Genomic DNA, 23,926 nt, shown 5'->3' with positions numbered 1-23,926 from the left:
AGTCCAAAGCTAGCGGGCCGAGGTCGCAACTCAGCGGCGCCCGAGGATCCGGCTATGCCGGGCCTGCGGGCGCGCCCCCTTGAGGGGGCCGGCAAAGCCGGTAGGGGGTGGGCTATTCAAATCTCAGGATCGGCTGATCCACCGACAGGCTCTCGCCCGTCTTCGCCAGCACCTCGGCGACCTTCACATCGCGCTCGGCGGTCAGGATGTTTTCCATCTTCATCGCCTCGATCACCGCCAGGCGCTCGCCGGCCTGCACCAACTGGCCCGGCTGCACCGCGACCTGGACCAGCAGGCCCGGCATCGGCGACAGCAGCTGCTTGCTGGTATCGGGCGGCGCCTTGTAGGGCATCAGGGTCTGCAGCTCGGCGGCGCGCGGCGACAGCACGGTCACCTCGATCGCGCGGCCGTTGTGCTGGATACGGTAGGCCAGTGGGTTCTTCGGCGTACCGCGCTCGGCCTGGGCGGTGAAGGGCCGGCCGTTGACCGTGCCGGCGATGCGGATGTCGTTCAGGCGCGAGGCGCTGACGATGCGGTAGCTGCGCTCGCCGACGCGGACCTGGGCCTCGCCCAGGTGACCGACGAACTCGTCGATATGCAACGCATGGCGGCTGCTCTTGCCGCCGCCCTCATGGACCAGGGCCACATAGTCGTGCCCGATCTTCACCTCATGGCCGGGCAACTGGCCGGTGATGCCGGCCTCGCGCTCGCGCGCCTTGCGGCGGATGAAGCCGGCCAGCGCGACCAGGAAGTCCGGATCGTCATGCGGCACATCCTCGGCCTTGAAGCCACCGGCGTAATGCTGGGCGATGAAGCCGGTGTTGAAATTGCCCGAGCCGAAGTCCGGATGCGCCAGCAGGGCCGACTGAAAGGGGATGTTGCTGGAGATGCCGCGGATCACGAAGCCGTTCAGCGCCTCGCGCATCTTGGCGATCGCCTCGGCGCGGTCCTGGCCGTGCACGATCAGCTTGGCGATCATCGAGTCATAGAACATCGGGATCTCACCGCCCTCGTAGACGCCGGTATCGACGCGCACGCCGAAGCGCCGTTCGGGCGCGCCCTGCTCCATCGAGGTCTCGGGCGGCTGGTACTTCACCAGGCGGCCGGTCGAGGGCAGGAAGTTGCGGAAGGGATCCTCGGCATTGATGCGGCACTCGATCGCCCAGCCCTCGCGCTTGATGTCCTGCTGCTTGAAGGACAGCGCCTCGCCCGCGGCGACGCGGATCATCTGCTCGACCAGGTCCAGCCCGGTGATGCATTCGGTCACTGGATGCTCCACCTGCAGCCGGGTGTTCATCTCCAGAAAGTAGAAGCCCTGATCCTTTCCGACCACGAACTCCACCGTGCCGGCGCTCTGGTACTTCACGGCCTTGGCCAGCGCCACCGCCTGCTCGCCCATGGCCTGCCGGGTCGCCTCGGAGATGAAGGGGCTGGGCGCCTCCTCGATCACCTTCTGGTGGCGGCGCTGGATCGAGCATTCACGCTCCCACAGGTAGACCACATTGCCCTGGCCATCGCCCAGCACCTGGATCTCGATATGGCGCGGCTCCTCGACGAACTTCTCCATGAAGACGCGGTCGTCGCCGAAGCTGTTCCTGGCCTCGTTGCGGCAGCTGCTGAAACCCTCGAAGCACTCCTTGTCGTTGAAGGCTACGCGCAGGCCCTTGCCGCCGCCGCCGGCGCTGGCCTTGATCATCACCGGGTAGCCGATGCCCTGGGCGATCTCGACGGCCGCCTCGGGCGTCAGGATCGGCTCGTTGTGACCCGGGATGGTGTTGACCTTGGCCTCGTTGGCCAGCTTCTTCGAGGCGATCTTGTCGCCCATCGCCGCAATGCTGTAGTGCTTGGGGCCGATGAAGATCAGCCCCTCCTCTTCGACGCGGCGTGCGAAGTCCTCGTTCTCGGACAGGAAGCCGTAGCCCGGGTGGATGGCCTCGGCGTCGGTGCTCTTGGCGGCGGCGATGATCTTGTCGGCCACCAGATAGGACTCGCGCGAGGGCGCCGGTCCCAGCAGCACGGCCTCGTCGGCCAGCTCGACATGGCGGGCGTCCTTGTCGGCCTCGGAATAGACGGCCACCGTCTTGATGCCCATCTTCCGGGCGGTCTTGATGACGCGGCAGGCGATTTCACCCCGGTTGGCGATGAGGATCTTCTTAAACATTCTTGGCTCCCGGGGTGAACTCGCCTGCATGCCCGGCTGCGCCGGTCACCATGCAATTTGTCGCTGACGCGACCGCGCCTGTGGCGCGAGCACCCCGGTTGGCGATGAGAATCTTCTTAAACATGAGGGGCTCCGGCAATGACCGCGGCACGGCTGCTTGAGGTCAACAAGTTCTTGGACATGGGTGCTATACCTTCGGTCACGGGATCTGCCCATCGCTTAACGGTGTCGGCAGGCGCAGCCAATCGCCGCAATCCGCTTCCGCGCAGGCCTGGGCGGCCACTAGCTGCAGCTGGGCGGCATCCTTGAAGGGCTGCTCGCCGCGCCGCCCCTGCACGCGCACCGCCAGCAATCGGGCGCCGGGCTTCCACTGGGCCAGGCCCTCGCCGTCCAGCACGGCATAGACGGATCCATAGCGATGACCGGTGTCGCGCGCGCTCACCGTGGCCTGCTTGGCGCTCAGCACCTCTTCGAGCTGCACCTGCGTCACCACCACCCGCCCCTCGTAGCGGAACGGGTTCTGCGCGATGTCGCTCAGGCTGGCCCAACCCTGGGCCTGGTGCTGCTGGAAGAAGCCGCGCAGGCGGCGCTGATTACCCTCCTGCTCGCCCTGTCGCTGCTGCTTGGCCTGCTGCTGGCGCTGCTGCAGCGCGGCGCTGTTCGTGTAATGCTGTAGGGCCTCGCCGGCGACCGTTGACACATGGGCCTCGGCCACCACGCTGATCGGGTTGCCGAAGCGGTCGGTTTCGAGATCGGGCGTAAACACGCTGCGCACGCTCAGGCGCTGGCGCTGCGATTCCGAGCGCGTCGGGTCGCCCTTGCGGCCCAACTCGCTCCCGCAGCGCGCCTTCAGCTTGTCGACCGCCGAGCGCAGCAGGGCCTCGGCATTGCGCTCCTCCGCCATCGCGGCCATCGGCGCGTTGACGACCCAGAGCGTGCGCGGCTGGCAGGGGTCGGGATGATCGGTCAGGTCGCCGCGCGCATCCACCTTGAGCCGCGTCGCGGGCAGGCCGTCGAGCGCGGGCAAGGGGCCGAGATCGAACAGCGCGGCGTCACGCCCCCATTCGCGTGCGCTCAGGCCGGCATCCGGCGCCGGCAGATAGACGCCGCCGCTGAATCGCCCTTCCCAGACAACCTGCTTGCTAGGGGCATGGCGCAGAGTCCAGGCCGCGCGCCCCTTGCCCTCCGCCAGGCCGTTCTTGCAGGCGCCCTGGTACTGGAACAAGTAGTCGTTGCTCGCCAGATAGCCCTGCGCGACGACGGCGCATCCGCTGCCTGCATCCTTGATCGTGCCCGCCTGCGCCGACGTCACCGCGCCGAGCACTACGACTGCCAGGCCGAGCGCACGACGCCAGGTTAATATGGAGACGGCAAAAAGCTTCGGTGCTGACATCATGGTGTTGCTCCCAGGTCGGATCTCAGAGCGGGATATTGCCGTGCTTGCGCCACGGGTTGTCCAGCTTCTTGTCCTTCAGCATCACCAGCGAGCGGCAGATGCGCTTCCTGGTCTCATGCGGCTGGATCACGTCATCGATGAAGCCGCGCGCGCCGGCGACGAAGGGGTTGGCGAAGCGGGCCTTGTACTCGGCCTCCTTGGCAGCCAGCTTGGCTGGATCGCCCTTGTCCTCTCGGAAGATGATCTCCACCGCGCCCTTGGCGCCCATCACCGCGATCTCCGCATTCGGCCAGGCGAAGTTGACATCGCCGCGCAGATGCTTGGAGCTCATCACGTCGTAGGCGCCGCCGTAGGCCTTGCGGGTGATCACGGTCACCTTGGGCACCGTGCATTCGGCATAGGCATAGAGCAGCTTGGCGCCATGCTTGATGATGCCGCCGTACTCCTGCGAGGTGCCGGGCATGAAGCCGGGCACGTCGACGAAGGTGATCACCGGGATGTTGAAGGCGTCGCAGAAGCGCACGAAGCGCGCCGCCTTGATGCTGCTCTTGATGTCCAGGCAGCCGGCCAGCACCAGCGGCTGGTTGGCGACGATGCCCACCGTCTGGCCCTCCATGCGGGCGAAGCCGGTCAGGATGTTCTTGGCGTAGTCGGGCTGCAGCTCGAAGAAGTCACCGTCATCGACGACCTTCAGGATCAGCTCCTTCATGTCGTAAGGCTTGTTCGGGTTGTCCGGCACCAGGGTGTCCAGCGACAGGTCCAGGCGGCTGCCGGGGTCGCCGCTCGGGCGCGTCGGCGCTTTTTCGCGGTTGTTCAGCGGCAGGTAGTTGAAGAAGCGCCGCAGCATCAGGATCGCCTCGACATCGTTCTCGAAGGCCAGGTCCGCGACGCCGCTTTTTCCCGTGTGGGTGGACGCGCCCCCCAGCTCCTCGGCCGTGACCTCCTCATGCGTCACGGTCTTCACCACCTCGGGGCCGGTGACGAACATATAGGACGAGTCCTTCACCATGAAGATGAAGTCGGTCATCGCCGGCGAGTAGACCGCGCCGCCGGCACAGGGGCCCATGATCATGCTGATCTGCGGGATCACGCCCGAGGCCATCACATTGCGCTGGAACACGTCGGCATAGCCGCCGAGAGACGCCACGCCTTCCTGGATTCGCGCGCCGCCCGAGTCGTTCAGGCCGATCACCGGGGCGCCGACCTTCATCGCCTGGTCCATCACCTTGCAGATTTTCTCGGCATGGGCCTCGCTGAGCGCGCCGCCGAAGACGGTGAAGTCCTGGCTGAAGGCGAAGGCGATGCGGCCGTTGATCAGGCCGTAGCCGGTGACGACGCCGTCGCCCGGGATCTTGTTGTCCTCCATGCCGAAGTCCACGCAGCGGTGCTCGACGAACATGTCCCATTCCTCGAAGGAGCCCTCGTCGAACAGCAGTTCGAGCCGCTCGCGCGCGGTCAGCTTGCCCTTGGCATGCTGGGCCGCGATGCGCTTCTCGCCGCCGCCCAGCCGCGCCTTGGCGCGCTTGTCTTCGAGCATCTGCTGGATGTCATGCATGGTGTTCGTCTCCGGAGAATTTGCTGAGAAGCAGGCGGGCAGCGGTCGAGGCCGCCAGCGAGCCATTCAATACCTGGGCCGTCGTCTCGGCCAGCACGGCGCGCACCGCGGGCGCGCGGGAAAACTGTTCGCGCAGGCCGGCATGGATGCGCTCCCACATCCAGGCCTGGGCCTGGGCCTGGCGCTTGGCGGCGAAGCGGCCGTTGGCCTGCTGCACGGACCGGAAGGCCTCGACCTCGGCCCAGAAGCGTTCGATGCCATCGGCCTTCAGCGCCGAGAGCTGGATCACCTTCGGATGCCAGATCGCCTGGTCGTGATGCGCATGCTCGGGATGGCCGTGCAGCCCGTACAGGCGCAGGGACGAAGCGATCTGCGCCTGCGCGCGCGTCGCGGCGGCGGCATCCAGGTCGGCCTTGTTGATCACGACCAGGTCGGCCAGCTCCATCACGCCCTTCTTGATCGCCTGCAGGTCGTCGCCGGCATTGGGCAGCTGCAGGAGGCAGTACATGTCCGTCATGCCCGCCACCGCGGTCTCGCTCTGGCCGACGCCGACCGTCTCGACGATCACCAGGTCGTAGCCGGCCGCCTCGCAGACCAGCATCGCCTCGCGCGTCTTCTCGGCCACGCCGCCCAGGGTCCCGCTGCTGGGGCTGGGGCGGATATAGGCGCGCTCGTCCATCGACAGGCGCTCCATGCGCGTCTTGTCGCCCAGGATCGAGCCGCCCGAGACGCTGCTGCTGGGGTCGACCGCCAGCACCGCGACGCGATGCCCGGCCTCGATCAGGGCCAGGCCCAGGGCCTCGATGAAAGTGCTCTTGCCCACGCCCGGCACGCCGGAGATGCCCAGGCGCAGCGAGCGGCCGCTGCGCGGCAGCAGCTCGGTCAGCAGTGCATCGGCCTGGGCGCGGTGGTCGGCCCGAGTCGATTCCAGCAGGGTGATGGCCTTGGCCATCGCGCGTCGCTGGGCCGGGCCGGGGCTTCCGGTGATGGCGGCGGCCAGGTTCATGCCTGGGATGCCTTCCAGCGGTAGTCGATGTCGAACTCGCTCTCGCCAACCGCGGTGAAGCCATGGCGCAGGTAAAAGCGGTTCGCGTCGCTGAGCTTCAGCGCCGACAGGGTCACGTCTTGCCCCTGGCGCTTGACCCAGTCCAGCGCCCAGGCACCAATGCCCTCGCCCTGATGGCCCGGCAGGATGTAGAGATGTTCCAGCTTGACCGAACCATCGGCCGCGGGCTTCAGGGTCACGAAACCGATGCGCTCGCCGTCACGCTCGATATGCCGCATCGCCGCCGGCTCGAACTGTGCGGCCAGGCGCTCGCGGGCGCGCTGCGCATCGAAGCGGCCCAGCCGCTCCAGGCTCTCGCGCAGCGCCGCGATGCGCAGGGCGACCATGGCCTCGAAGTCCCCGGCCGCGACCGGCGTCAGCGCCAGCTGGACCGGCGTCATCAGACCGCCACCACCGACTTGCGGATCTGCTCCAGCACGTCCTTGGCGCTGGCCGGGATCGGCGTGCCGGGGCCGTAGATGCCCTTGACGCCGGACTCATAGAGGAACTCGTAGTCCTGCTGCGGGATCACGCCGCCGACGAAGACGATGATGTCATCCGCGCCCTGCTCCTTCAGCGCCTTCAGGATGGCCGGCACCAGGGTCTTGTGGCCGGCGGCCAGGGTCGAGACGCCCACCGCGTGCACATCGTTCTCGATCGCCTGGCGTGCGCATTCCTCGGGGGTCTGGAACAGCGGGCCCATGTCGACGTCGAAGCCCAGGTCGGCATAGGCGGTCGCCACCACCTTGGCACCGCGGTCATGGCCGTCCTGGCCCAGTTTGGCGATCATCACGCGCGGGCGGCGACCCTGCTCCTCCGCAAAGGCCTTGATCTCGTCCTGCAGCTTGGCCCAGCCCTCGGCGCTGTCGTAGGCCGCGGCGTAGACGCCGGTGACCTTCTGCGTGTCGGCGCGATGCCGGCCGAACACCTGCTCCAGCGCGTCGGACACCTCGCCGACCGTGGCGCGCAGGCGGATCGCCTTGATCGCCAGATCCAGCAGATTGCCTTCGCCGCTGCGTGCGGCCTCGGTCAGCGCAGCCAGCGCGGCCTGGACCGCCGCAGCATCCCGCTTGGCCTTGATCTCATTCAAGCGCGCGATCTGGCTGTCCCGCACCTTGACGTTGTCCACGTCCAGGATCTCGATCGGGTCCTGCTTGGCGAGCTTGTATTTGTTGACGCCGACGATCACGTCCTTGCCGCTGTCGATGCGCGCCTGCTTCTCGGCCGCGCTGGCCTCGATCTTCAGCTTGGCCCAGCCGCTGTCCACCGCCTTGGTCATGCCGCCCATCGCGTCGACCTCCTCGATCAGCGCCCAGGCCTTGTCGGCCATCTGCTGGGTCAGGCTCTCCATCAGGTAGCTACCGGCCCAGGGGTCGACGACATTGGTGATGTGGGTCTCTTCCTGGATGATCAGCTGGGTGTTGCGCGCGATGCGGGCGCTGAACTCGGTGGGCAGCGCGATCGCCTCGTCCAGCGAGTTGGTGTGCAGGCTCTGCGTGCCGCCGAACACCGCGGCCATGGCCTCGATGGTGGTGCGCACCACATTATTGTAGGGATCCTGCTCGGTCAGGCTCCAGCCCGAGGTCTGCGAATGGGTGCGCAGCATCAGGCTCTTCGGGTTCTTGGCGTCGAAGCCCTTCATGATCCGGCACCAGAGCAGGCGCGCGGCCCGCATCTTGGCGATCTCCAGATAGAAGTTCATGCCGACGGCCCAGAAGAAGGAGAGGCGCCCGGCGAACTCGTCCACGTCCAGCCCCGAGGCGATCGCCGTCTTCACATATTCCTTGCCATCGGCCAGGGTGAAGGCCAGCTCCAGCGCCTGGTTCGCGCCCGCTTCCTGCATGTGATAGCCGGAGATCGAGATCGAGTTGAACTTCGGCATGTTCCGCGCGGTGTAGCCGATGATGTCGCCAATGATGCGCATCGAGGGCTCGGGCGGGTAGATATAGGTGTTGCGGACCATGAACTCCTTCAGGATGTCGTTCTGGATGGTCCCGCTCAGCTTGTCCTGCGACACGCCCTGCTCTTCCGCCGCCACCACATAGCCGGCCAGCACCGGCAGCACCGCGCCATTCATCGTCATCGAGACGCTGACCTTGTCCAGCGGGATGCCGTCGAACAGGATCTTCATGTCCTCCACCGAGTCGATCGCGACGCCGGCCTTGCCGACATCGCCGGTCACCCGCGGATGGTCGCTGTCGTAGCCGCGGTGCGTGGCCAGGTCGAAGGCCACCGACACGCCCTGCCCGCCGGCGGCCAGCGCCTTGCGATAGAAGGCATTGCTTTCCTCGGCGGTCGAGAAGCCGGCGTACTGGCGGATGGTCCAGGGCCTCACCGCGTACATGGTCGCCTGCGGGCCGCGCAGGAAGGGCTCGAAGCCCGGCAGGGTGTCGGCATGCGGCAGGCCCGCGGTGTCGGCCGCGGTATAGAGCGGCTTGACCGTCAGGCCCTCGGGCGTCACCCAGTTCAGCGCGGCCACATCGCCGCCCGGCGCCGACTTGGCGGCGGCCTTGTGCCATTGCTCCAGGCTGGCGGCGGCGAACTCGGACGGATTCTTGGACTCGGACATGGTTGACGGCTCCTGCGATCCGGGCATCATACCGGACTCGTGATTCATAATTATGAATTCAAAGCTGACTAGAATCTGATCCGCCATCGGCCTCGAGCCGCCATTCGCCCGCCTTCGCCCCGCCCGCTTCTTTCTTCCTCCATGACCCTGACCGCCCCGCTCGCTCCCCGCGCCCTCTACCAGGAGGTGGCCGAGCGCCTGCGCCAGCAGATCTTCGGCCGCGAGCTGGAGCCGGGCAGCTGGATCGACGAGCTCAAGCTCTGCGCCGAGCTGGGCATCAGCCGCACGCCGCTGCGCGAGGCGCTGAAGGTGCTGGCGGTCGAGGGCCTGGTGACGATGAAGGTGCGGCGCGGCGCCTATGTCACCGAAATGAGCGAGCGCGATGTGCGCGAGGCCTACCAGCTGCTGGCCCTGCTGGAGAGCGACGCCGCGGCCCGGGTGGCCGAGCGCGCCAGCGCGACCGAGCTGGCCGAGCTGCAGGCCCTGCACGAGCAGCTGGAGACCCAGGTGGCGCAGCGCGACGCCTTCTTCGCGACCAATGAGCGCTTTCATCTGCGCCTCCTGGAGATCGAGGCCAACCGCTGGCGCCAGCAGATCGTCACCGACCTGCGCCGCGTGATGAAGCTGAACCGCCACCACTCGCTGTTCAAGCAGGGCCGGCTGGCCGAGTCGCTGGCCGAGCACCGCGCGATGATGGCCGCGCTGGCCCGCCGCGACGCCGAGAGCGCCGCGCGCCTGGTGCGCGAGCATTTCGAGAATGGCCTGAGCGCAGCGACGCCCGGCGAGTGAAGCGTCAGGCGGGGACGGCGCGCACCACGTACTGCATCGGCAGCGCGTCCCGCACCGCCCCCTCCGGATCGCGGCCCAGCGCGATCGCCATCGCGCGGATCGCCGGCAACACCTGCTCGCGCGCCGGCTCGTCGAACACGCGCGGCAGCCCGGCCTCGATGCGGAAGCCCGCCGACTGGAACAGCTCGAACAGGGTCACGCGGGTGAACCAGCGCAAATGGGTGCGGTCCAGCAGGCCGGTGTCCTCGTAGCGGAACTCGCCCAGCGCCAGCCGCGCCTGCAGGCTCCAATGCTGCGCATTCGGCACGCTGGCGACCACGCAGCCATGGGCCGGGATCACCTTGCGGATGCGCGACAGCACCTTCCAGGGGTCGCGCAGATGCTCCAGCACATCGCCGAACACCCAGCAGTCGCGGTCGCGGTACTCATCGAACAGGCTCGCGCTGCCACCCTCGATGTCCAGCGCGACCACGCCGTCGCAGTAGCGCCGCGCGATTTCGGCGGCCTTGGGGTCCAGCTCCAGGCCGAGGTAATGGCAGTCCGGCCGTTCGCGCTTCACCACATGGGCCAGGGCCCCGGTGTTGCAGCCCACCTCCAGCACCGCGCGGGCCGTGGCCGGCATCAACGCATGCAGGTCCGGGTTGTGGCCCTGCGGCGGCGCCTCGGGCGCGCGAGCCGGCGGCGCGGGCTGGCCGGCGGCCTGCCTGGCCTGCACCTCGGCCATCCATTCTTCCAGGTGGTAGCCGCCGGTGGCCTGGCTGGTGCCCATGCCGATATGGTCGACATAGACCTTCTGCGTGCCCATCAGCACATCGTTCTTGGCCCAGTCCACATTGCGCAGCAGCTCGGAGCGGCCCGCGTCGTGCAGGGCCAGCATCGGGGCCACCATTGGCGCGCCATGCTTGATCGGCAGCGGCCATTGCCGCATCACCTCGACATTGCACAGCATGCAGGGCGGATGCAGATAGTCGACCGCGCCATAGCCATAAGGGATGTCGAAGCCCTCGCGGTTCACATAGGCCACGCCGCCGGCGCCATAGTCCTCGGGGCCCAGCTGCTCGGCCAGCGACTCCAGGAAGCCGTCGCGCAGCACCACGATGTCGGTGTCCATGAACAGCACCCGGCCCTGCAGGCCCAGGTGCTGGATCGCCCAGGCCATGCCGGGGCCATGGTGGATGTTGTAGCCCATCGCATGCAGCTGGACGTTCTCGAAGTCCGCCACCAGGGCCGCAATCTCGGCCGCCGGCCCCGGCTCGGAACCGTCCACCACATGCACCGGGTTCGGGTAGAAGCGCCGCAGCGAGCTCAGCAGCCCGCGCAGCAGGTGCGGCGCGTTGTAGGACACCGCGACGACCGGAATCTGATGGATCGGGTTCATGCAGACTTGCCTTCCTCTTGCTGCGTCTTCGCGCGGCCGATCACGGCCGCCGGGTTGCCGGCAATGATGCTCAGGGGCGGCGCCTCGAAGCCGGGCGGCACGACCGCGCCGGCCGCGATCACCGAGCCGGCGCCGATCTTCGCGCCCTTCAGGATCGTGACGCGCGAACCGATGAAGACATCGTCGCCGATCTCCACCGCCGCCGGCCGCGGATCGGGCTGGCGGCGCCGCTCGAGCACCAGGTCGTGCGAGTTGCTGTCCATCACATGCAGCTCCGGCCCGATCAGGCAGCGCGCGCCGAAACGGATCGCCGCGCCCTCGGAGATCAGCACGCAGCGGTTGTTGAACACCGTGTCCGGCCCGATCTCGATCAGCGAGTCCGGCGTGCGCGCCTCGACATAGCTGGCGCCGTAGCTGCCCGGCGAGCGTGGCACGCCGAACACCGCCGTGCTCGCCAGCCGCAGCCGACCCTGGCCCTTGAAATGGGTCGGCGTCAGCAGGTTCAGCAGACGCTGGCCCTCGCCGAAGATCTCGATGCGCGTGCGGTCCGAGACATGGAAGAAGTAGTGCACCAGCAGCAGCCGCACCCAATGGTCCAGCTCAAAGGGGTTGCTGCGGCCGATCGCGGCGCGCAGGCGTTCGAAACGTTGTTGCATGCCAGGCCCGCCTCAGAACTGGTGCAGGCGCAGGAAATCGCCCCAGGCCGCCTCGAACAGCGGCCCGGCCTCGGCATCGCCGCCCGCCAGCCGCGCCAGCAGGCCCGCGAAGGGCACCATGTCGGGCTGCTCGGCATAGCGCTGCTGCAGCGCCAGCGCGATGCCCTGATAACACTGGCGCGCCGCCGCCTCATCCAGCCGGCCCAGCTTGTGGGCGCCGCGCGCCAGCGCCGCATAGCCCAGGTGCGCGGCCTTCATGTGTTTGCCGAAGAACTGGGCCGAATGGCCCTCGCCACCGGTGCGGAAAGCGCCCAGCCGCTCCTGCAGATAGGCCACCGGCTCGCGCAGGCTGACATCCAGGAAGAAGCCCAGGTCCCACAGCCCCGCGTAGGAGACGCCGGCAAACTCATGCGTGAACAGCAGCTCCGCATGCTCGCGGCGGAACAGGCAGTTGGAGAACTCGCCGAACCAGTTCTGGCACAGCGGCACGGTGCTGGCGAACATCGCGCTGGCATCCAGCGCCAGCATGCGCTGCTCGGCACGCCAGACGCCCGGCGGGATCGGCATGCCCTCGATCGGCTGACCCTGTTCGTTGGCGTTCCAGCGCGCACTGATGCTGGCGCCGAAGCGGCCGCGCGCATGGGCTTCCAGGTGCCGGTCGAAGAAGTCCGGGTAGAGGATGTCGTCATCCAGCAGCAGATGGCCCAGCTCGGTACTGCCGCCCCAGAGCCGGATCAGGTGCTTGAAATTCTCGTAGGCGCCGGCGCGCGGCCCGCGCACCAGCTCGATCGGCAGGCGGCCGCGCAGCCGGGCCATCGCCGGCGAGGCCAGCAGCTCGCCGAACTCGCCGTTCGGGCTGTCGTCGGAGACGATGATGCGGTCGCAGAGGCGCGACTGGGTGCGCAGCCCGGTCAGCAGCTCCGCCATGTATTTGGTCTTGTAGGCGGGGATCAGGGTGGTGATTTGCATGGGCGAACGCTCGCATCCCTTGGACTGGGCGATGCCGCATTACACAGCCCGCATGTGTCGGCCCATAAATTAATTAGGCAACAAATGCTCCAGTTTTTGCCGCGATTGCCGATAGCGCCCCGCCCCTAGCATCCCGCCATCATTCAGCCGTGATGGATTTGGCATGAGCCTTCCCCACCGCCCGGCAGTTCCGCCCGGGCAGGATTTCCAGCCATGACCCGGTGGCAGCCCCCAGCGCCGCCGTCCGCCTGTCGCCCCGCGGCGCCGGGTGCCATCCCCTGCCGCGCCTCAAGTTTGGCGCGCAGACACCGAAAAAACGATCCAAGTGCAAGGCTTTTGTCGGCCCCCGTCCCCCGCGGATGGGCGCCCGCGGAGCTCTGCGCCTGGGCAGTTTTTCTCGATTACGGCGGGGCCGTGCGACCGACCCGATGCGAAAAGCGGTCGCTGCGAAGGAACACCAGTAACCTTGCCGGGCTGCGTAGAACCGCCCGGTCCGGACTGAACAAACCAGCCGTCTCTGAGCAGTCGGGGCGAACCAGCAATAAACAAGTAGTGAGCGAACCATGGCCTCTTTGATCCCGAATCTTTCGACAGCTCAGATCGCTGCGCTGACCACCCAGACCCTGGCCAAGCTCACCACGGAGGATTGGGCCGCCTTCAGTTCCGACCAGATCGCCGCGCTGACCACGCGCCAGGCCTTCTCGCTGGGCACCTTCGCGATCAACGCCCTGTCCAGCGACCAGATCGCCAAGTTCCAGAGCGAGGACATCCGCGCCTTCAACACGGCCGCGATCCGCGCCCTGTCGACCGACAAGCTCGGCGCGATGAACTCCGACCAACTGGGCGCCCTGCACACCGGCCAGATCGGCGCGCTGACCACCACCCAGATCGGCGGCCTCGGCACCGATGACCTGAACGCGCTGAGCAGCGACCAGTTCCGCGGCTTCAGCTCTTCCCAGATGGGCGGCCTGCGCACCGACCAGATCGCCAAGCTGGAAAGCGACGACCTGCGCGCCCTGAACACCGGCGCGCTGCGCGCCCTCTCCAGCGACCAGCTGGGTGCGCTGGGCTCCGACCAGATCGCCGCGCTGAGCAGCAACCAGGTCGGCGCGCTGACCACCTCCCAGGTCAAGAGCCTGGCCAGCGACGACCTGAACGCGCTGACCAGCGACCAGTTCCGCGTGCTGAACTCGGCCCAGATCGCCGCCCTGAGCACCGACCAGCTGAAGGCCGTCACGACCGACGACCTGGCCGCCATCTCCACCGGCGCGCTGCGCGGCCTGACCTCGGCCCAGATCGCCGCGCTGACGACCGACCAGATCGTCGCGCTGACCACGGCCCAGGCCGCCACGCTGAGTTCGGCCCAGGTGCTGGGCCTGCGCACCGACCAGATCGCCAAGCTGGAAAGCGATGACCTGCGCGCCCTGAACACCGGCGCGGTGCGCGCCCTCTCCAGCGACCAGCTGGGTGCCCTGAGCAGCGACCAGATCGGCCAGCTCGGTACCAACCAGGTCGTATCCCTGACCACCGCCCAGATCAAGGGCCTGGCCAGCGACGACCTGAACGCTTTCACCACCGACCAGTTCCGCCTGTTCAACTCGGCCCAGATCGGCGCCATCGGCACCGACCAGCTGAAGACCCTGACCAGCGACGACCTGACCGCCATCGGCACCGCCGCGCTGCGCGGCCTGTCCTCCAGCCAGATCGGCGCGCTGACCAGCGACCAGATCCAGGCGCTGACGACCGCCCAGGCCGCCAGCCTGACCTCGGCCCAGGCCGTCGGCCTGAGCAGCGACCAGATCGCCAAGCTGGAAAGCGACGATCTGCGCGCGCTGAACACCGCCGCGCTGCGCGGCCTGAGCACCGACCAGCTGGGCGCCCTCACCTCCGACCAGCTCGCCAGCCTGACCACCAACCAGGTCAATGCGCTGAGCTCGTCCCAGCTGCGCGGCCTGTCCAGCGACGACCTGAACGCCTTCACGACCGACCAGTTCCGCGCGATGAGCTCGGGCCAGGTCGCGGCCCTGGGCACCGACCAGATCAAGACGCTGACGACCGACGACCTGTCCTCGATCAGCACCACCGGCCTGCGCGGCCTGAACTCGGCCCAGCTGGGCGCGCTGTCTTCCGACGGCATCGTCGCGCTGACCACGGCCCAGGCCGCCTCGCTGGGCTCGGCCCAGCTGCAAGGCCTGACCTCCGACCAGATCGCCAAGCTGGAAAGCGACGATCTGCGCGCCCTGAACACCGCCGCGCTGCGCGGCCTGAGCACCGACCAGCTCGGCGCCCTGGGCTCCGACCAGATCGCCAGCCTGACGACCAGCCAGGTCGCCTCGCTGAGCACCGGCCAGCTGAAGGGCCTGGGCAGCGATGACCTGAATGCCTTCACGACCGAGCAGTTCCGCGCGATGAACTCCGGCCAGATCGGCGGCCTCGGCACCGATCAGGTCAAGACCCTGACCACCGACGACTTCGCCGCGATCGGCACCGCCGCACTGCGTGGCCTCAATTCCGCCCAGGTCGGCGCGCTGACCAGCGACCAGGTGCAGGCCCTGTCCACCGCCCAGGCCGCCTCGCTGAGCTCGGCCCAGGTCGTGGGCCTGGGTTCGGACCAGCTCGCCAAGCTTGAGAGCGATGACCTGCGTGCCTTGAACACCGCCGCCCTGCGTGGCCTGGGCACCGACCAGCTCGGCGCCCTGACCTCCGACCAGCTCGCCAGCCTGACGACCGGCCAGGTTGCCAGCCTGACCTCGACCCAGCTGAAGGGTCTGGGCAGCGATGACCTGAACGCCTTCACGACCGAGCAGTTCCGGGCGATGAGCTCGGGCCAGATCGGCGCCCTGGGCTCCGATCAGGTCAAGACCCTGACGACCGACGACCTGTCGGCCATCAGCACCGCCGGCCTGCGCGGCCTGAACTCGGCCCAGCTGGGCGCCTTGACCAGCGACCAGATCGTGGCGCTGACGACCGCCCAGGCGGCCAGCCTGACCTCGGCCCAGATCACCGGCCTGGGCTCCGACCAGATCGCCAAGCTGGAAAGCGACGACCTGCGCGCGCTGTCCACCGCGGCCCTGCGCGGCTTCTCCAGCGACCAGATCGCCGCCCTGACCAGCGACCAGCTGAGCCAGCTGTCGACCGCCCAGATCGCCGCCCTGGCCACCCTGCCGAACCAGTTCGGCGGCCTGGACAGCAATGACATCCGTGCCCTGACCACGGCGCAAGCCGCGGCCCTGACCTCGGCCCAGCTCAAGGCCCTGTCCACCGCCCAGATCGCGGCCTTCGAGACCGATGACCTGCGCGCGCTGAACACCGGCGCCCTGCGTGGCCTGGGTACCGACCAGCTCGGCGCCCTGGGCTCCGACCAGCTGGGTGCGCTGACCACCAACCAGGTCAACGCGCTGACCTCGACCCAGATCCGCGGCCTGGCCAGCGATGACCTGAACGCCTTCACCACCGACCAGTTCCGTTCGATGAGTTCGGGCCAGATCGGCGCCCTGGGCACCGATCAGATCAAGACCCTGACCACCGACGACCTGTCCTCGATCAGCACCGCCGGCCTGCGCGGTCTCTCGTCGAGCCAGATCGGCGCCCTGACCTCGGACGGCATCGTTGCGCTGACCACGGCGCAAGCCGCCTCGCTGGGCTCGGCCCAGCTGGTCGGCCTGACTTCCGACCAGATCGCCAAGCTGGAAAGCGATGATCTGCGCGCCCTGAACACCGCCGCGCTGCGTGGTCTCGGCACCGACCAGCTCGGCGCCCTGGGCTCCGACCAGATCGCCAGCCTGACCACCGGCCAGGTGGCCAGCCTGACCTCGGCGCAGCTGAAGGGCCTGGGCAGCGATGACCTGAACGCCTTCACGACCGAGCAGTTCCGCGCGATGAACTCCGGCCAGATCGGCGCCCTGGGCACCGACCAGGTCAAGACCCTGACCACCGATGACCTGTCGGCCATCAGCACCGCCGGCCTGCGTGGCCTGAGCTCCAGCCAGATCGGCGCGCTGACCAGCGACCAGATCGTCGCCCTGACCACGGCTCAGGCGGCGTCGCTGACCTCGGCTCAAGTCACCGGCCTGGGTTCCGACCAGATCGCCAAGCTGGAAAGCGATGATCTGCGTGCGCTGAACACCGCGGCCCTGCGCGGCCTGGGCACCGACCAGCTCGGCGCCCTCGGTTCCGACCAGATCGCCAGCCTGACCACCGGCCAGGTCGTGTCGCTGACCTCCGGCCAGCTGAAGGGTCTGGGCAGCGACGACCTGAACGCCTTCACGACCGAGCAGTTCCGCGCGATGAGCTCGGGCCAGATCGGTGCCTTGGGCTCCGATCAGGTCAAGACCCTGACCACCGACGACCTGTCGGCCATCAGCACCGCCGGCCTGCGTGGCCTGACGTCCAGCCAGCTCGGCGCGCTGACCAGCGACCAGATCCAGGCGCTGACGACCGCTCAGGCGGCCAGCCTGACCTCGGCCCAGATCGTCGGCCTGAGCAGCGACCAGATCGTCAAGCTCGAGAGCGACGACCTGCGCGCCCTGTCCACCGCCGCGCTGCGCGGCCTGAGCTCCGACCAGATCGCGGCCCTGACCTCGGACCAGATCGCTCAGCTCTCCACCGCCCAGGTGGCCGCGCTGGCGACCCAGCCGAACCAGATCGGCGGTCTGGACAGCAATGACATCCGCGCCCTGACCACGGCACAAGCCGCGGCCCTGACCTCGGCCCAGCTGAAGGCCCTGTCCACCGCCCAGGTCGCGGCCTTCGAGACCGATGACCTGCGCGCCCTGAACACCGCCGCCCTGCGCGGCCTGGGCACCGACCAGCTCGGCGCACTCGGCTCCGATCAGCTGGCGGCCATGACCACCAACCAGGTCAATGCGCTGACCTCGACCCAGATCCGCGGCCTGGCCAGCGATGATCTGAATGCCTTCACGACCGACCAGTTCCGCGCGATGAGCTCGGCTCAGATCGGCGCCCTGGGCACCGATCAGATCAAGACCCTGACCACCGACGACCTGTCCTCGATCGGCACCGCCGGCCTGCGCGGCCTGAGCTCCACCCAGGTCGGCGCGCTCTCGTCCGACGGCATCGTTGCGCTGACCACAGCGCAAGCTGCCTCGCTGGGCTCAGCCCAGCTGGTCGGCCTGACTTCCGACCAGATCGCCAAGCTGGAAAGCGATGATCTGCGCGCACTGAATACTGCCTCGCTGCGAGGTCTGGGCACCGACCAGTTGGCTGCGCTGACCAGCGACCAGATCGCCAGCCTGACCACCGCCCAGGTCGCCAGCCTGACATCGGCGCAACTGAAGGGTCTGGGCAGCGATGACCTGAACGCCTTCACGACCGAGCAGTTCCGCGCGATGAACTCCGGCCAGATCGGCGCCCTGGGCACCGACCAGGTCAAGACCCTGACGACCGACGATCTGTCGGCCATCAGCACCGCCGGCCTGCGTGGCCTCACCTCCAGCCAGATCGGCGCGCTGACCAGCGACCAGGTCCAGGCGCTGACGACGGCCCAGGCCGCGTCGCTGGGCTCGGCCCAGGTCGTGGGCCTGGGGTCGGACCAGATCGCCAAACTGGAAAGCGACGATCTGCGCGCCCTGAACACGGCGGCCCTGCGTGGCCTGGGCACCGACCAGCTCGGCGCCCTGACCTCCGACCAGCTCGCCAGTCTGACGACCGGCCAGGTCAGCAGCCTGACCTCGACCCAACTGAAGGGCCTGGGCAGCGATGATCTGAACGCCTTCACCACCGAGCAGTTCCGGGCGATGAGCTCGGGCCAGATCGGCGCCCTGGGCTCCGACCAGGTCAAGACCCTGACCACCGACGACTTCGCCGCGATCGGCACCGCCGCGCTGCGTGGTCTCAACTCCAGCCAGATCGGCGCGCTGACCAGCGACCAGATCGTCGCCCTGACCACGGCACAGGCCGCGTCGCTGACCTCGGCCCAAGTCACCGGCCTGGGTTCCGACCAGATCGCCAAGCTGGAGAGCGACGACCTGCGCGCGCTGTCCACCGCGGCCCTGCGCGGCTTCTCCAGCGACCAGATCGCCGCCCTGACCAGCGACCAGCTGAGCCAGCTGTCGACCGCCCAGATCGCCGCCCTGGCCACCCTGCCGAACCAGTTCGGCGGCCTGGACAGCAATGACATCCGTGCCCTGACCACGGCGCAAGCCGCGGCCCTGACCTCGGCCCAGCTCAAGGCCCTGTCCACCGCCCAGATCGCGGCCTTCGAGACCGATGACCTGCGCGCGCTGAACACCGGCGCCCTGCGTGGCCTGGGTACCGACCAGCTCGGCGCCCTGGGCTCCGACCAGCTGGGTGCGCTGACCACCAACCAGGTCAACGCGCTGACCTCGACCCAGATCCGCGGCCTGGCCAGCGATGACCTGAACGCCTTCACCACCGACCAGTTCCGTTCGATGAGTTCGGGCCAGATCGGCGCCCTGGGCACCGATCAGATCAAGACCCTGACCACCGACGACCTGTCCTCGATCAGCACCGCCGGCCTGCGCGGTCTCTCGTCGAGCCAGATCGGCGCCCTGACCTCGGACGGCATCGTCGCGCTGACCACGGCGCAAGCCGCCTCGCTGGGCTCGGCCCAGCTGGTCGGTCTGACTTCCGACCAGATCGCCAAGTTGGAAAGCGATGATCTGCGTGCCTTGAACACCGCCGCGCTGCGTGGTCTCGGCACCGACCAGCTCGGCGCCCTGGGCTCCGACCAGATCGCCAGCCTGACCACCGGCCAGGTGGCCAGCCTGACCTCGGCTCAACTGAAGGGCCTGGGCAGCGATGACCTGAACGCCTTCACGACCGAGCAGTTCCGTGCGATGAACTCCGGCCAGATCGGCGCCCTGGGCACCGACCAGGTCAAGACCCTGACCACCGATGACCTGTCGGCCATCAGCACCGCCGGCCTGCGTGGCCTGAGCTCCAGCCAGATCGGCGCGCTGACCAGCGACCAGATCGTCGCCCTGACCACGGCACAGGCGGCGTCGCTGACCTCGGCCCAAGTCACCGGCCTGGGTTCCGACCAGATCGCCAAGCTGGAAAGCGATGATCTGCGTGCGCTGTCGACGGCCGCCCTGCGTGGCTTCTCCAGCGACCAGATCGCCGCCCTGACCTCGGATCAGATCGCCCTGCTGTCGACCGCCCAGTTCGCGGCCTTGGCCACCCAGCCGAACCAGTTCGGTGGCCTGGACAGCAACGACATCCGCGCCCTCACCACGGCCCAGGCCGCGGTGCTGAGCTCGGCCCAGCTGAAGGCCCTGTCGACCGCCCAGGTCGCGGCCTTCGAGACCGATGACCTGCGCGCGCTGAACACCGGCGCGCTGCGTGGTCTTGGCACCGACCAGTTGGCCGCGCTGGGCTCCGACCAGATCGGCGCGCTGACCACCAGCCAGGTGAATTCGCTGACCTCCACCCAGGTGGCGGGCCTGCGCAGCGACGACCTGAACGCGTTGACCACCGAGCAGTTCCGTGCGCTGAGCTCGGCCCAGGTGGCCTCGATCGGCACCGACCAGGTCAAGACCCTGACCACCGACGACCTCGCCGCCATCGGCAGCGCGGCCCTGCGTGGCCTGAGCTCGACCCAGCTCGGCGTGCTGAGCAGCGACCAGATCCAGGCGCTGACCACCGCCCAGGCGGCCTCGCTGAGCACCGCCCAGATCGCCGGCCTGACCAGCGACCAGATCGCCAAGCTGGAAAGCGACGACCTGCGCGCGCTGAACACGGCCACCCTGGCCAAGTTCGGCACCGACCAGCTGGCCGCGCTGACCAGCGACCAGATCGCCAGCCTGACCACCGCCCAGGTCGCCAGCCTGAGCTCGGCCCAGCTGAAGGGCCTGGCCAGCGATGACCTGAACGCCTTCACTACCGACCAGTTCCGCGTGATGAGCTCGGCCCAGGTCGCGGCGATCGGCACCGACCAGCTGCGCACCCTGACCAGCGACGACTTCGGCGCGATCAGCACCGCGGCCTTCCGCGGCCTCGGCTCCGCCCAGCTGGGCGCGCTGACCTCGGACCAGATCGTCGGCATGAGCACGGCCCAGGCCGCCTCGCTGACCTCGGGCCAGATGGCCGGCCTGACCTCTGATCAGATCGTCAAGCTGGAAAGCGATGACCTGCGCGCCCTGTCCACCGCGACCCTGCGCGGCTTCTCGTCCGACCAGTTCGCCGCGCTGAGCAGCGAGCAGATCGGCCAGCTGAGCACGGTCCAAGTCAGCTCGCTGAGCACCGCCCAGCTCGCCGGCCTGTCCAGCGACGATGTGCGCGCCCTGAGCACCGCCCAGGCCGCCGCGCTGAGCTCGGCCCAGCTGAAGGCCCTGTCGACCGACCAGGTCGCCGCGCTGGAGACCGATGACCTGCGTGCCATCGGCACCGCCGCGCTGCGCGGCCTGGACAGCGCGCAACTCGCCGCGCTGAACTCCGACCAGATCGGCGCGCTCAGCACCGGCCAGGTCAATGCGCTGACGACGACCCAGATCGCCGGCCTGCGCAGCGATGACCTGAATGCGCTGCGCACCGATCAGTTCGCCGCCCTGGGCTCGGCCCAGATCGCCGCGATCGGCACCGACCAGGTCAAGACCCTGACCACCGACGACCTCGCCGCCATCGGCAGCGTGGCCCTGCGTGGCCTGAGCTCGACCCAGCTCGGTGTGCTGAACAGCGACCAGATCCAGGCCTTGACGACGGCCCAGGCCGCCACCTTGAGCTCGGCCCAGATCGCCGGTCTGACCAGCGACCAGATCACCAAGCTGGAAAGCGACGATCTGCGCGCCCTGTCGACCGCCGCGCTGAGCAAGTTCAGCACCGACCAACTGGCCGCCCTGACCAGCGACCAGATCGGCCAGCTGACCACCGCCCAGGTCGCCAGCCTGACCTCGGCCCAGCTGAAGGGTCTGGCCAGCGATGATCTGAACGCGTTCACGACCGAGCAGTTCCGCGCCCTCGGCTCGGCCCAGGTGGCCGCGCTGGGCACCGACCAGGTCAAGACCCTGACCACCGACGACCTGTCGGCCATCAGCACCGCCGGCCTGCGCGGCCTCAGCTCCGCCCAGCTGGGCGCGCTGAGCAGCGATGGCATCGTCGCGCTGACGACCGCCCAGGTCGCCTCGCTGGGCTCGGCCCAGGTCATCGGCCTGGGTTCCGACCAGATCGCCAAGATCGAGAGCGACGACCTGCGCGCCCTGTCGACCGCGGCCCTGCGCGGCCTCTCGAGCGACCAGTTCGCGGCCCTGAGCAGCGATCAGATCGGGCACCTGAGCACCCTGCAGGTCGCCTCGCTGAGCACCGGCCAGATCGCCGGCCTGGCCAGCGATGACCTGAACGCGTTCACGACCGAGCAGTTCGCCGCCCTCGGCTCGGCCCAGATCGCCGCGCTGAGCACCGATCGCATCAAGACCCTGACCACCGACGACCTCTCGGCCATCGGCACCGCCGCGCTGCGCGGTCTGAGCTCCGCCCAGCTGGGCGTGCTCGGCACCGACCAGATCGTCGCGCTGACGACCAACCAGGTCGCCTCGCTGAGCACCGCCCAGGTCGCCGGCCTGACCTCCGACCAGATCGCCAAGATCGAAAGCGATGATCTGCGCGCCCTGTCGACCGCCGCGCTGTCCAAGCTCGGCACCGACCAGTTCGCGGCACTGACCTCCGAGCAGATCAGCCTGCTGACCGGTCAGCAGGTCAGCGCGATCACCTCGGCCCAGATCGCCGCGATGGGTTCGGACGACCTCAACGCGATGACCACCGACCAGTTCGCGCGCTTCACCTCGGTGCAGGTGGCCGGCATCAGCACCGACATGATGGCGGCGCTGCAGACCGACGACCTGCGTGCGCTGAGCCTGTTCGCGGTGCGCGGCCTGTCCAGCGCGCAGCTGAACGCCCTCACCTCCGACGAGGTCGGCTCGCTGACCGCGCTGCAGGTGCAGGCCCTGGGCACCAGCCAGCTCGCCAACTGGGCGACCGAGGATGTGCAGGCCCTGACCAGCGGCCAGATCGCCGGCTTCAGCTCGGCCCAGATCGGCGCGCTGACCAGCGATCAGATCAAGACCTTCGCGACCGATGAGCTGCAGGCGCTGAGCACCGCGGCGATCCGCGGCCTGGCCTCGGAAGACCTGGTGGCGCTGAACTCCGACCAGATCGCGGCGCTGACCACGGCCCAGGTCGCCACGCTGAGCTCGGCCCAGATCGCCGGCATCGAGGCGGCCGACATCGACAATATGGGCACGGCCCAGATCCACGCCCTGTCGACGGCCGCGCTGCGCGCCCTGAGCACCGATCAGTTCTCGGCCCTGACCAGCGACCAGATCGGCGCGCTGAGCAGCGCCCAGATCGGCGCCCTGCGCACCGACCAGATCGTGCTGATGGCCACCGACGAGATCGCGGCCCTGGGCACGGCGCAGGTCGCGTCCTTCAGCTCGGCCTCGATCTCGGTGCTCAGCACCGACCAGTTCCGCCAGCTCGGCTCGGACGACATCAAGGCGCTGACCACCAGCCAGATCGCCGGCCTGACGACCGACCAGATCCGCAGCCTGACCTCGGATCAACTGGACGGCCTGGAGTCGCAGGACATCACCGCGATGTCGATGGATCAGGCCTTCGCCTTCACCTCGGATCAGGTGCAGTCGCTGTCGGACGAGCAGTTCAACGCCTATGTGATCACCTCGCCGATCGTGCTGGACCTGGACGGCAACGGCATCAGCACCCGCTCCGCCGCCCAGGGCGTCAACTTCGACCTGAACGGCAACGGCACGGTGAACCGCTGGGGCTGGGTGGGCGGCAATGACGGCCTGCTGGTGATGGACCGCAACGGCGACGGCAAGATCAACGACGGTCGCGAGCTGTTCGGCTCCGGCACGGTGCTGGCCAGCGGCCATCAGCGCGCCGACGGCTTCACCGCGCTGCGCGAGCAGGACAGCAACCACGACGGCAAGATCACCGACGCGGACGCGCACTTCAGGGACCTCAGGGTCTGGGTGGACGCCAACCACGACGGCAAGACCGACGCGGGCGAGCTGAAGACCCTGGGCGAGCTGGGCGTCACCGAGCTGAACCTCAGTGCGCAGGTCGGCAAGGAGGTCGACAACGGCAACCTGCTGGGCCTGGTGTCCGACTACAAGACCGCGGACGGCAAGACCCATGCGATGACCGACGTCTGGTTCGCCAAGGACACCAGCGTGGCGCCGACCAAGGTCGAGCTCAGCCTGGGCGACGTGCTGGCCGGCCCGACCGGCAACCTGCTGGGCGGCGCCCCGGTCGGTGGCGCCAGCACCCAGCCGCCGGCGACGCCGCAGGCCTCGCACCTGCTGATCGGCAAGCGGCCGGAGGATGACGACGCGAGCAAGATCACGCCGCTGATCTGACGGGCCGACCGGCCCCCAGGAGACGCCCCGCTGGACCGACCCGGTCCGCCGGGGCGT

Annotated in this window: 11 protein-coding genes; 2 read left to right on the top strand and 9 right to left on the bottom strand. The window is 68.6% G+C overall.

The window, feature by feature from the left end; all coding sequences use genetic code 11:
• Positions 1 to 112 precede the first annotated feature (112 nt).
• The 6 genes from G8A07_RS13140 to scpA form a co-directional block, all read right to left on the bottom strand.
• Positions 113 to 2,161: an acetyl/propionyl/methylcrotonyl-CoA carboxylase subunit alpha gene (locus G8A07_RS13140; RefSeq protein ID WP_195797416.1), complete on the bottom strand. Its 2,049-nt coding sequence runs from the start codon at positions 2,159 to 2,161 to the stop codon at positions 113 to 115.
• A gap of 199 nt (positions 2,162 to 2,360) precedes the next feature.
• Complete coding sequence (locus G8A07_RS13135; protein WP_195797415.1) at positions 2,361 to 3,473, bottom strand: hypothetical protein; 1,113 nt, start codon at positions 3,471 to 3,473, stop codon at positions 2,361 to 2,363.
• 106 nt (positions 3,474 to 3,579) lie between these two features.
• On the bottom strand, positions 3,580 to 5,112 hold the full coding sequence (locus G8A07_RS13130) for an acyl-CoA carboxylase subunit beta (RefSeq protein WP_195797414.1): 1,533 nt from the start codon (positions 5,110 to 5,112) through the stop codon (positions 3,580 to 3,582).
• The gene (gene meaB / locus G8A07_RS13125) at positions 5,105 to 6,118 is read right to left on the bottom strand and encodes a methylmalonyl Co-A mutase-associated GTPase MeaB (protein ID WP_195797413.1); all 1,014 of its coding nucleotides are present in this window, start codon (positions 6,116 to 6,118) and stop codon (positions 5,105 to 5,107) included. The genes G8A07_RS13130 and meaB overlap by 8 nt, the downstream gene beginning before the upstream one ends.
• Entirely contained in the window at positions 6,115 to 6,558 is a 444-nt protein-coding gene (locus G8A07_RS13120) for a GNAT family N-acetyltransferase (protein WP_249937323.1), read from the bottom strand. The genes meaB and G8A07_RS13120 overlap by 4 nt, the downstream gene beginning before the upstream one ends.
• Positions 6,558 to 8,726: a methylmalonyl-CoA mutase gene (gene scpA / locus G8A07_RS13115; protein ID WP_195797412.1), complete on the bottom strand. Its 2,169-nt coding sequence runs from the start codon at positions 8,724 to 8,726 to the stop codon at positions 6,558 to 6,560. Before scpA ends, G8A07_RS13120 begins: the two co-directional genes overlap by 1 nt.
• A gap of 141 nt (positions 8,727 to 8,867) precedes the next feature.
• Here scpA and G8A07_RS13110 point away from each other — a divergent pair, with 141 nt between their 5' ends.
• Positions 8,868 to 9,515: a GntR family transcriptional regulator gene (locus tag G8A07_RS13110; RefSeq protein WP_195797411.1), complete on the top strand. Its 648-nt coding sequence runs from the start codon at positions 8,868 to 8,870 to the stop codon at positions 9,513 to 9,515.
• 4 nt (positions 9,516 to 9,519) lie between these two features.
• On the opposite strand, the gene G8A07_RS13105 is transcribed toward G8A07_RS13110, so the two are convergent.
• From G8A07_RS13105 to G8A07_RS13095, 3 genes are read right to left on the bottom strand one after another with little or no spacing between them, the layout of a single operon-like run.
• Complete coding sequence (locus tag G8A07_RS13105) at positions 9,520 to 10,893, bottom strand: bifunctional 2-polyprenyl-6-hydroxyphenol methylase/3-demethylubiquinol 3-O-methyltransferase UbiG (protein ID WP_195797410.1); 1,374 nt, start codon at positions 10,891 to 10,893, stop codon at positions 9,520 to 9,522.
• Positions 10,890 to 11,549, bottom strand: coding sequence for an acyltransferase (locus tag G8A07_RS13100; protein WP_195797409.1), 660 nt, complete (start codon positions 11,547 to 11,549; stop codon positions 10,890 to 10,892). The genes G8A07_RS13105 and G8A07_RS13100 overlap by 4 nt, the downstream gene beginning before the upstream one ends.
• A 12-nt stretch (positions 11,550 to 11,561) precedes the next feature.
• Positions 11,562 to 12,518, bottom strand: coding sequence for a glycosyltransferase (locus G8A07_RS13095; protein ID WP_195797408.1), 957 nt, complete (start codon positions 12,516 to 12,518; stop codon positions 11,562 to 11,564).
• Positions 12,519 to 13,081: 563 nt separating this feature from the next.
• Here G8A07_RS13095 and G8A07_RS13090 point away from each other — a divergent pair.
• Positions 13,082 to 23,869 (top strand): hypothetical protein, encoded by a 10,788-nt coding sequence (locus G8A07_RS13090; protein WP_195797407.1) that lies wholly within the window; start codon positions 13,082 to 13,084, stop codon positions 23,867 to 23,869.
• Positions 23,870 to 23,926: the final 57 nt, after the last annotated feature.

The sequence above is a fragment of the Roseateles sp. DAIF2 genome (assembly GCF_015624425.1).
Classification (GTDB): Bacteria; Pseudomonadota; Gammaproteobacteria; order Burkholderiales; family Burkholderiaceae_C; genus Kinneretia.
Note: the sequence above shows the minus strand (reverse complement) of the source record. Positions and strands in the feature narration are given on the sequence as shown.

Excerpts from the sequence above, each read along its gene's own strand:
- scpA (WP_195797412.1), bottom strand. The coding sequence starts at position 8,726 with ATGTCCGAGTCCAAGAATCCGTCCGAGTTCGCCGCCGCCAGCCTGGAG.
- G8A07_RS13095 (WP_195797408.1), bottom strand. The coding sequence starts at position 12,518 with ATGCAAATCACCACCCTGATCCCCGCCTACAAGACCAAATACATGGCG.
- G8A07_RS13110 (WP_195797411.1), top strand. The coding sequence starts at position 8,868 with ATGACCCTGACCGCCCCGCTCGCTCCCCGCGCCCTCTACCAGGAGGTG.
- G8A07_RS13130 (WP_195797414.1), bottom strand. The coding sequence starts at position 5,112 with ATGCATGACATCCAGCAGATGCTCGAAGACAAGCGCGCCAAGGCGCGG.
- G8A07_RS13105 (WP_195797410.1), bottom strand. The coding sequence starts at position 10,893 with ATGAACCCGATCCATCAGATTCCGGTCGTCGCGGTGTCCTACAACGCG.
- G8A07_RS13100 (WP_195797409.1), bottom strand. The coding sequence starts at position 11,549 with ATGCAACAACGTTTCGAACGCCTGCGCGCCGCGATCGGCCGCAGCAAC.
- G8A07_RS13120 (WP_249937323.1), bottom strand. The coding sequence starts at position 6,558 with ATGACGCCGGTCCAGCTGGCGCTGACGCCGGTCGCGGCCGGGGACTTC.
- G8A07_RS13140 (WP_195797416.1), bottom strand. The coding sequence starts at position 2,161 with ATGTTTAAGAAGATCCTCATCGCCAACCGGGGTGAAATCGCCTGCCGC.
- meaB (WP_195797413.1), bottom strand. The coding sequence starts at position 6,118 with ATGAACCTGGCCGCCGCCATCACCGGAAGCCCCGGCCCGGCCCAGCGA.
- G8A07_RS13090 (WP_195797407.1), top strand. The coding sequence starts at position 13,082 with ATGGCCTCTTTGATCCCGAATCTTTCGACAGCTCAGATCGCTGCGCTG.